The organism is Rubrobacter calidifluminis, from assembly GCF_028617075.1.
Lineage (GTDB): Bacteria > Actinomycetota > Rubrobacteria > Rubrobacterales > Rubrobacteraceae > Rubrobacter_E > Rubrobacter_E calidifluminis.
Genome location: NZ_JAQKGV010000005.1, coordinates 185,700 through 194,268 on the forward strand (window position 1 = coordinate 185,700; position 8,569 = coordinate 194,268).

Genomic DNA, 8,569 nt, shown 5'->3' on the forward strand with positions numbered 1-8,569 from the left:
AGAGACCAAGCATACACACCCGAGAAGGAGCGGACACGATGGTCAAGGTGGCCATAGCGAGCTATCTCCCGCAGGATCAGGTACAGAGGATAGAGAAGCTCGACCCCGCCATAGAGGTCCTCTACGATCCCGAGGTGGTCCCTCCCCCGCGCTGGCCCGGGGACCACGTGGGCCCCGCCGACTGGATCCCCTCCCCCGCGCAGAGGGAGCGGCTGCTCGGCATGCTCGCCGAGGCCGAGGTCCTCTACGACTTCCCGCGCGAGAAGGGGGCTCCGATCCCGGACCTGCCGGCGCTCGCCCCGCGCCTGCGCTGGGTGCAGGGGAGCATGGCCGGCGCCGGGGAGGTGGCGAAGAGGGCCGGGCTCCTCGAGAGCGAGGTGGTGGTGACGACCGCAAGCGGGGTCTACTCCCCGTACCTGGCGGAGTTCGCGCTCCTGGCGATGCTCGCCCACGCCAAGCGCCTCTTCCGGCTCCAGAGGGACAAGGCGGCCAAAAGGTGGAACGAGGAGCCCGTGGACACGCTGGAGGGAAAGACGCTCTGCATCGTCGGCCTCGGGAACATCGGCCGGGCCATCGCCTCGCGAGCCCGGCCCTTCGGGGTGCATACGACCGGCGTCAAGCGCACGGTGCGAGAGGACGACCCCGCCCGCGGATACGCCGACGAGCTCTACGCGACGGAAGACCTGCACGATGCCCTCTCCCGGGCCGACTACGTCGCCGTGACGCTGCCCGCGACACCGGAGACCACCCGCCTGATAGACCGGCGTGCGATCTCGGCGATGCGGCGGGGGGCATACTTCATCAACGTCGGGCGCGGGTCGGTGGTGGACGAGGGAGCGCTCGTCGAGGCCCTGCGCGAGGGACACCTTTCGGGGGCGGCGCTCGATGTCTTCGAGACCGAGCCGCTCCCCGCCGGGAGCCCCCTGTGGGAGATGGACGAGGTCATCGTGAGCCCGCACGCCACGGACAACGTCCCCGAAGCCGACCGGCGCCAGACGGACCTCTTCTGCGAAAACCTCCGCCGCTACCTCGCGGGGGAGCCGCTCGAGAACCAGCTGGACAAGAGGCTGCTCTACTGAGCGGCCTCTTGCGGGAGGCGCGCCGGATGTTATATTTCGTTCGAGGAGTCATGGACCCAGCCGAGACATCGAGTACCGGCGCGCCTCCCCCGGGGAGGCGCACCCGCAAAACCCACCCGCACCGGAGGGCCCTCTGGAAGGTCTAGCTCTCCAGGGTGCGAAACTCTTCTTCGCGCTGCTCCTCATCGCCCTGAACGGTCTTTTCGTCGCCGCGGAGTTCGCCCTCGTACGTCTCAGAGCGACCCAGGTCGACGAAATGGAGCATAAGGGCGGGTTCACCGCCCGGCTCGTCGGGGAGGCCACCGACCGTCTCGACACCTACCTCGCGGTCTGCCAGGTCGGGATCACGCTGTGCTCCGTCGGGCTCGGCGTGATCGGGGAGCCCGCCGTGGCGTACTTCCTCGAGCCGGTCCTCGTAGCGGTGGGGCTCTCTGCATCGGCGGCTCTCTACGCCGGACCTGTGATCAGCTTCCTCATAGTCACGGCGCTCGTCGTGGTGCTCGGCGAGCTGGCCCCGAAGACCGTGGCGATCCAGAAGGCCGAGGGGACCTCGCTCGTCACGGCGCTGCCGATGAGGCTCTTCTACTACGCGTTCTTGCCCCTGGTGGTGCTCTTCAACGGGGCGGCCAACGCCCTCACCCGCACGCTCGGCATCCCGCCGGCCTCCGAAGGCGAGGAGAGTCCTTCGGAGACCGAGATCCGGGCGCTCGTCCAGCAGTCGGCGAGGCACGGGATGCTCGAGCAGGAGGAGAGCGAGATGGTCGGCGCGATCTTCGAGCTCAACGACAAGGTGGCGCGCGAGATCATGGTACCCCGCCCCGACGTGGTGGCGCTGCCGGACGGGATGCCTTTCAGGGAGCTGCTCTCGGTGGCGGCCCGCGGCCACTACACCCGCTACCCGGTCTACGAACAGGAGGACCCCGACCGCGTCATCGGCGCGGTGCACGTCAAGGACGTGCTGCGGGTGGTCGACCAGACGGGCAGCGCGGATGCGGATCTCACGGCCCGCGACCTGATGCGGGAGGTTCTCGTCGTCCCGGAGAACCGGCGCATAGACGACATCCTGGAGGACTTCCAGCGGGAGGAGCTGCAGCTCGCGGCGGTCATCGACGAGTGGGGTTCTTTCGAGGGGATCGTCACCATCGAGGACATCCTGGAAGAGATAGTCGGCGAGATCCGGGACGAGTTCGACCAGGAGGAGCCGCAGGTCCTCAAGCTCCCCGACGGCTCCTTCCTCATAGACGGCAGCGTCCCGCTAGAGGTCGCCAACGAGGCGCTCGACGCGAGCTTCGAGAGCGAGGACTTCGAGACGATCGGCGGTCTGGTCTTCGGGGAGCTCGGCCGAGCCCCCGAGGTCGGCGACGAGGTGGTCTCGGATGGTTACATCCTGCGTGTTGACGAGACCGACGGCCCGCGCGTCTCGCAGGTCCTGGCGCGCAGGAGGAGCCCGCCAGAGGGGGAATGATTCACCCTACATCGTCGCGAAAGAAACGTAGATCGCGAGCACGACGAGCGTCAGCACGATCGAGATGATGAGAAGCTCCCGCAAAGGTTCCTCACCTCCCTCCTGCACCTCAGGGATGCGCAACACCCGGCTCCTGCAGCGCGTAGAGCCGGGCGTAGAGGCCGCCGCGCTCCAGAAGTTCTTCGTGGGTCCCGCTCTCCACGATATCCCCGGAGTCTATCACCAGTATCCTGTCCACCTCCCGGGCGAGCCTGAGCTCGTGCGAGATCACGAAGGTGGTCCTCCCCGCGGTGAGGTGTCGCCAGCTCTCGGCGACCGCCCCTGCGACCTCGGCGTCGAGCCCGACCTCGGGCTCGTCCAGGATCAAGATGGGTGAATCCCGCAGCATCGCCCGGGCGATGGAGATGCGCTGGCGCTGCCCCCCGGAGAGGCTCTCCCCGCGCTCGGAGACGAGGGTGTCGTACCCCTCGGGCAGCGCCCGGATGAACTCCGCGGCTCCGGCGAGCTCCGCGACGCGCTCTATCTCCTCCCGGCTCGCGTCGGGGCGGCCGTAGGCGATGTTCTCGGCGACCGTGGCGCGGAAGAGCATCGGCTCCTGGGGCACGAAGGTCACCGCCTCGCGCAGAGAACGCAGCGTGAAGCTCTTGATGTCCTGGCCGTCGATCAGGATCCTCCCCGCCTGCGGGTCGTAGAGGCGGGCGATGAGCGAGGTCACGGTGGTCTTCCCCGCCCCGCTCACGCCGACGAGTGCGACCCGGCTGCCCGCCTCGACGTCGAAGCTCATCCCGTCGAGGACGTAGCCGGCCTGCGGGTCGTAGGCGAAGCTGACGTCCTTGAAGGTCACCCGACCGGCGATGGGGGGCGCGGGCCTGGCTCCCGGCAGGTCCCGCACGGTCGGCTCGGCGTCGAGAAGTTCGACGATCCGCTCGGCCGAGACCAGCGACTGACCGACCTGGTTCGCCTGCCTGCTGAGAGACCACATCGGGGAGAGGAACTGCCCCAGATACGAGACGAAGACCGTGAGCTCCCCGACCGAGATCGCCCCGGCGAGGACCTGCCGCGCCCCGAAATACACCACGAGCGCGACCCCGAGCCCCCCGACGAGCCCGAGCATGAGCCCGAAGCGGGCCTGTATCGCGGCGCTCTCGACGCTCGCCCGCAAAGACTCCTCGCTCTCGCGCCGGAAGCGGGAGACCTCCTCGCGCTCGCGGCCGAAGATCTTGACCGCCCGGATGCCGGTTATGGCCTCCTGGGCGACCGAGGCTATGGCGCCCTCCCTGGTGCGCACGGTCCGCATCCGGCTTATCAGAGCGCTCCGGTAGCGGCTGACGGCGAGGAAGAGGAAGGGCGCGCCGAGCAGCGCGAGCAGCGTGAGCTTCCAGTCGAGCAGGAGCATCACGACGAGCATCCCGAAAAGGATCAGCAAAGAAGAGCCGATCTCGACGACTGAGTCCACGAGCAGGGTCCTGACCTCCCGCACGTCGCCGGTCACGCGGGTTATGGTGTCGCCGGTTCGCCTGTCGGAGTGGTAGTCGAGGCCGAGCTCGTGCACCCGGCGGTAGAGCGCGTTCCTGAGGTCGAAGACGGTCTCCTGCCCGAGCCGTTGCAGGAGGTAGGAGCGCAGCGAGGAGATCCCCCGGCTCGCCCCGCTCACGATCACGGCGAGAAAAGCAAGTGCGGCGAGCAGGATCCCGCTCCCGGCGAGGAAGCGGGGGACGTACCCCGGCAGGCTCTTCCCGCCGAGGACGTAGTCCAGGATGAGGGCGAGCGGCCAGGGCTGGGCGAGGCTCGAGCCCGTCTCGAGCAGCAGGAGGACGAGCGCGAGGAGCATCCCCCTGAGGCGCGGCCTCAGGAAGGGCACGAAGCTCACGAGCGTGCGCCTGGTCTCCTGCAGGCTGGAGACAACCTCGGAATACAGCTTCTTCACGCCAGATAAGATACCGCAAGCCGGAAGGGTAGAATCGCGGGTGTCGGCGAAAACTTACGAAGGAGGGAACGCGGGTGCCAGGAAAGGTCGTGGCGGCGGTGGAGGATCTGCTGTTCAGGAGCAAGATCTCGGCTACCGCCGACAAGCTCGGCGTGGAGGTCTCCTTCCCCAGGAGCGGCGGGAAGCTGCTCGAATCCCTGCGCGAGAGCCCGCCGGACCTCCTGATCATCGACCTCGCCTCCTCCCGCTACGAGCCCGTCCGGCTCCTGCGCGAGGTGAAATCCGGCGAGGCTACGCAGAAGATCAGGACAATCGGCTTCGTCCCGCACGTCGAGACGGACCTCATCCGGGCGGCCCGCGAGGCCGGCTGCGACCGGATCTTCTCCCGCGGGGCGTTCACCGAGGAGCTGCCTGCGATCCTCTCCGGAGAAGATGGCTGCTGAAGATCGCTGGGAGAACCTCTCCTCGAGGAGGCTCTTCGAGACCCCGTACTTCGCGCTGCGCGCCGACCGGCTGCGGCTGCCCGACGGCGCCGTCAAAGACCCCTACTACGTCATCGAGCGTCCGGACGCCGCGATCGTCTTCCCGGTGACGGATGAGGAGCGCGTTCTGCTGGTGCGCCAGTACCGCCCGCCGCTCGGGCGGGAGGAGCTCGGGCTACCGGCCGGGCTCCTCGAGCCGGGCGAGGCGCCCGAGGACGCGGCCCGGCGCGAGCTGCTGGAGGAGACGGGCTACGGGGAGGGGGAGTGGGGGCTCCTCGGAAGGGTCTCCTCCTCGCCTTCGCTCAAGGACAACTGGGCTTACCTCTTCCTGGCGCGCGGCGTGGAGCGGGTGAACGAGGGCCTGAACCTCGACGAGCACGAGCGCCTCACGGTGGAGAGCGTGCCGATCGGCGAGGTGGAGCGGCTGGTGCTCTCGGGTGAGATCTTCAGCTCCAGCGGCGTCGCCGCGGCGCTCCTGGCCCTCAGACGCCTGCGGGGAGGCTCTCCGCGCTAGGCGCGGCGCCAGACCAGGGCCGCGTTCTGCCCCCCGAAGCCGAAGGAGTTGCTCATGGCCGTTTCTACCTGCTGCTCACGGGAGCGCAGGGGCACGACGTCCGGCGGGGCCTCCGGGTCTCTGTTCTCGCAGTTTATGGTGGGCGGGAGGACGCCTTCTTGCAGGGCGAGAACGGTGGCGAGGCTCTCGATGGCGCCCGCCGCACCGAGCATGTGCCCGACGGCCCCTTTTATGGAGCTGACGGGGAGCATCTCCAGATACTCCCCGAAGACCTTCTTCAGGGCTTTCGACTCGGCGAGATCCCCGGCCGGCGTTGCGGTGGCGTGGGCGTTGACGTACCCTACATCCCGCGCCGGGAGGCCCGAGGAGCTTAGCGCCCGCTCCATCGCGAGCACCGCCCCTTCTCCCGAGGGGTCTGGCGCGGTCTCGTGGTAGGCGTCGTTGGAGGTGCCGTAACCGGCGAGCTCGGCGTAGACCCGCACCCCGCGCGCCAGCGCCCGCTCTAGCGGCTCCAGCACGAGCACGGCCGCTCCCTCCCCCATCACCATCCCTCGGCGGTCGGCGGCGAACGGGCGCGACCAGGCCCCGGGATCCTCCGGACCTTTGAGCGCGATCGCGCTGGATGCAGCCAGACCGGCGAGGATCGCCGGCGAGAACAGGCACTCCGTCCCGCCCGCGATCACCGCGTCGGCCGCCCCCGCACCGAGCCAGTAGAGCGCCTCGCCGATGGAGTTGGCCGAGGAGGCGCAGGCGGTCGAGTAGGTCATCACCGGACCCCGCAGCCCGTGGCGCATCGCCAACGCCCCCGCGGGTGCGTTGGGGATGGCCTTGGAGACCAGGCGCGGCTCCCCTCGGGCCGAGGGGTCCCGCGCCAGACGTGCCGCCCCGGCCTCGAGCGAGACGACACCGCCGAAGACCGACCCCATCGAGATTCCGACCCGGTCCCGGTCGAGACCGGAGAAGGGGACATCCCCCAGCAACCCCGCATCGGAGAGGGCCTCCTCCGCCGCCACGAGCGCCATCTGGGTGACCCTGTCCGTGTTGCGGACCAGGCGCTTCGGAAGGTGATCGGTGGCGTCGAAGTCCCGGGCCTGCGCGGCGACCGGGGACCAGCGGGCGAGCACCGGATCGTCCATCTCGCCCACCCCGGAGCGTCCGGAGAGGATCGCCTCCCAGAACGTCCGGACCCCGACCCCGAAGGGCGTGACGGCCCCGAGGCCGGTGACCACAACCCTCACCCGCCCATCACCCATCTCGTGCCAGCCTTAAGATGCATACGCTCACCACGAAGTCGATCTCTCGCGAACATCACCCGGCAAGGATACGCCGCCCCGCGGCGTCCAGTCAAAGCCGCTTACAACAGCATAGCACCCCGCCCGGGGCTCATGCCCTTCTCTTCGCGAGCCTCTCGGCGAGCACCCGGGCTCCGCAGACGACGCTGCGCTCGCCGAGGGCTCCGCGCTCAACCGGCACGCCACGAAAGGCGGGCATGATCGGCTCCGCATCCACAGCCTCCCCGACGAGGCGCATGAACAGGTCGGACTGGGCCACCCCGCCGCCGAGGAGGACGACCTCCGGGTCGTAGGCGTAGACGAAGTTGACTATCGCCCGTCCGAGGTATCCGGCGGCCTCGGAGAGCACCGCGAGCGCCCGCCGGTCGCCGGAGGCGGCCGCGGTGGCGACGGCGAGCGCGGTGACCTCTCCCCCGTCCTGCGGAGCCCATCCGGTCTCGAGCGCCCGCCGGGCTATGGCGGTACCGGAGGCGACGGCCTCCACGCACCCCCGGCGCCCGCAGCCGCAGACGCGCTCGTCGTCGGTTATGACGGTGTGCCCGAGCTCGGCGGCGAACCCACGCGAGCCACCGAAGATCACGCCGTCCACGACGAGCCCGGTCCCGACACCGGTGGAGACGGTTATGTAGAGCACCGAACCGTACCCCCGACCACCTCCGTACACAGCCTCCCCCAGCGCACCGAGGTTGGCGTCGTTCTCGAGCGTGGCGGGGCACCCCAAGATCTCCTCCATCCTTCCAGCAAACTCGAGCCCCCACCACTCCCTGGAGAGGTTGGGCGGGTTGAGGATCACGCCGCCGCGCGGGTCGAGCGGACCGGGAGAGGCGGCGGCCGCCGCGTCGATCCTCTCGCCCGCGGCGAGCGCGAGCACGGCCTCCCCGACCCTGCCGGCGACGTCCCCGTCTCGCGGGGTCTCGAACGTGGTGGAGCCGAGCGGCTTCTCACGACCGGAGAAGATCTCCACGCGGGTCTTCGTCCCTCCCACGTCTATGGCGGCGACGGCCATCTCTAGAGTCCCTCCAGGCCCTGCATGCGGGGGGCGTATGAATCGTGGAGCACGAGCGCGGCCGCACCGAGGGCGACTGCCTCCTCCCCCGAAGCGGAGACCTCCACGCCTATCTGGCGCCGTCCAGGGTAGAGCACCCGTCCGAGCGCCTCCTCCGCCTCCCGCTGGTAGACCTCCCCGACCCCACCGAAAGCCCTGCCGCCGAGCACGACCTTCTCCGGATCCAGCGTGTTGGCGAGCCCCACGAGCGCCCGGCCGAGCATCCTGGCGGACTCCCCGACCTCCTCGAGCGCGAGGCGATCCTCGGCGGCTGCGGCCCGCCGCACGGCCTCGTAGTCGAGCGCGGCCGGATCCCGTCCGTGAATCTCGCGCAGGGTGCTCCCCTCCCCGGCATCGAGCCTGCGGCGCACGCGGTCGGTTATCTCCCGCGGCGAGCAGTAGCGCACGAGGCAGCCCCGGTTCCCGCACCCGCAGACGGGGCCGTCGGGATCGAGGGGGATGTGACCGATCTCACCGGCGGTCCCGCTCCTCCCGCGGTAGAGCTGCCCGTCGACGAAGATCCCGGCCGAGATCCCCCAACCGGCGTAGACGAAGAGGAAATCACGCACCCCCCGCGCCGCCCCGATCCAACGCTCCCCCACCGCCGAGGCGACCGCGTCGTTGTCGAGCACGACCGGATAGCCGCAGGCGGCCTCGATCTTCTCCCTGAGAGCAACCTCCTCCCAGCCTTCCATCCCCGGCGGGCCATAGACGACCCCACCGCGGGGGTCGTCTATGGCCCGCCGGGGATGGAAGGCTGGGAGG

At 69.7% G+C, this 8,569-nt stretch carries 8 protein-coding genes; 4 read left to right on the forward strand and 4 right to left on the reverse strand.

The features are described 5' to 3' along the window. The first annotated feature begins 38 nt into the window (after positions 1-38). Together PJB24_RS06100 and PJB24_RS06105 are read left to right on the forward strand one after the other, a co-directional pair. Positions 39-1,079, forward strand: a complete 1,041-nt coding sequence (locus PJB24_RS06100; RefSeq protein ID WP_273843785.1) for a D-2-hydroxyacid dehydrogenase — start codon at positions 39-41, stop codon at positions 1,077-1,079. 175 nt (positions 1,080-1,254) lie between these two features. Beyond that, positions 1,255-2,544: a hemolysin family protein gene (locus PJB24_RS06105; protein WP_273843820.1), complete on the forward strand. Its 1,290-nt coding sequence runs from the start codon at positions 1,255-1,257 to the stop codon at positions 2,542-2,544. A gap of 109 nt (positions 2,545-2,653) precedes the next feature. Here PJB24_RS06105 and PJB24_RS06110 read toward each other — a convergent pair whose 3' ends face one another. Continuing rightward, complete coding sequence (locus PJB24_RS06110) at positions 2,654-4,471, reverse strand: ABC transporter ATP-binding protein (protein WP_273843788.1); 1,818 nt, start codon at positions 4,469-4,471, stop codon at positions 2,654-2,656. Positions 4,472-4,545: 74 nt separating this feature from the next. Between PJB24_RS06110 and PJB24_RS06115 the strand changes: the two genes are divergently transcribed. Together PJB24_RS06115 and PJB24_RS06120 are read left to right on the forward strand one after the other, a co-directional pair. Continuing rightward, positions 4,546-4,914: a PleD family two-component system response regulator gene (locus tag PJB24_RS06115; RefSeq protein WP_273843790.1), complete on the forward strand. Its 369-nt coding sequence runs from the start codon at positions 4,546-4,548 to the stop codon at positions 4,912-4,914. After that, the gene (locus PJB24_RS06120) at positions 4,904-5,467 is read left to right on the forward strand and encodes an NUDIX hydrolase (RefSeq protein WP_273843792.1); all 564 of its coding nucleotides are present in this window, start codon (positions 4,904-4,906) and stop codon (positions 5,465-5,467) included. Before PJB24_RS06115 ends, PJB24_RS06120 begins: the two co-directional genes overlap by 11 nt. Here PJB24_RS06120 and PJB24_RS06125 read toward each other — a convergent pair. The 3 genes from PJB24_RS06125 to PJB24_RS06135 form a co-directional block, all read right to left on the reverse strand. Further along, positions 5,464-6,720, reverse strand: coding sequence for a beta-ketoacyl-[acyl-carrier-protein] synthase family protein (locus tag PJB24_RS06125; protein WP_273843795.1), 1,257 nt, complete (start codon positions 6,718-6,720; stop codon positions 5,464-5,466). The genes PJB24_RS06120 and PJB24_RS06125 overlap by 4 nt on opposite strands. Positions 6,721-6,850: 130 nt before the next feature. Beyond that, positions 6,851-7,765 carry an ROK family protein gene (locus PJB24_RS06130; protein ID WP_273843798.1) on the reverse strand — a complete coding sequence of 305 codons (915 nt, stop codon included), beginning with the start codon at positions 7,763-7,765 and terminating at the stop codon, positions 6,851-6,853. 2 nt (positions 7,766-7,767) lie between these two features. Continuing rightward, positions 7,768-8,569 (reverse strand): ROK family protein (locus PJB24_RS06135; protein WP_273843801.1); only part of this gene is annotated, 802 nt, incomplete at its 5' end.